Genomic DNA, 627 nt, shown 5'->3' with positions numbered 1-627 from the left:
AATTCAATTACAAGGGAGTATAAGGCTTTAAAGACTAAAATGCAAAATCAAGCAGAGCAGCGAAAGCGTTTAGAGCTTTTATTAGATAAAAAAGCCAAACTACAAAAAAGATCGGAAGAAGAACTTACAGAGCAGCAACAAAAAAATATTGCTCTTGCTAAAAAAGCGCAGTCTTTGGAAGAATTGATTTTAGAACTTGATCGTCAGTCGAAGCTTAATGCTGATGAATCAATACAGGTACGAAAAAGTTTACAATTGTTAGAGCAGTACGATTTCGAAAGTCGAAAAGGTTCTTTACTTTTTCCTGTTTTAGGAAAAAAAATTCAACACATTAATAATAGTTCGCAGATTACGCGCTTTGGTGAAATGATTGAAACAGAATCAGAAGCTGTTATTATAGCACCTGCTGATGCTCTTGTTGCTTTTGCTGGACCCTTTCGTTCTTACGGACAGTTAATTATTCTGAATGTTGGAAATGGTTACCATATTGTTCTTATTGGGATGTCGAGAATCAACGTAACACAGGGGCAATTCGTTCTTTCAGGTGAGCCTCTGGGTATGATGGGAATGCAATTTATTGCAAACAGTGTTGCATTGGATATAGGCAAAACTGCTCCAATGCTTTAC

1 protein-coding gene is annotated in these 627 nt (G+C 36.4%); it reads left to right on the top strand.

Annotation, left to right across the window (positions count from 1 at the left end; all coding sequences use genetic code 11):
- The coding region (locus ACFIK8_RS10365) for a murein hydrolase activator EnvC family protein (RefSeq protein ID WP_375669376.1) at positions 1 to 627 on the top strand (627 nt) is incomplete at both ends.

It is taken from the genome of Bartonella sp. MR168JLCBS, assembly GCF_042194175.1.
This window is presented reverse-complemented; position numbering and strand designations above follow the sequence as displayed.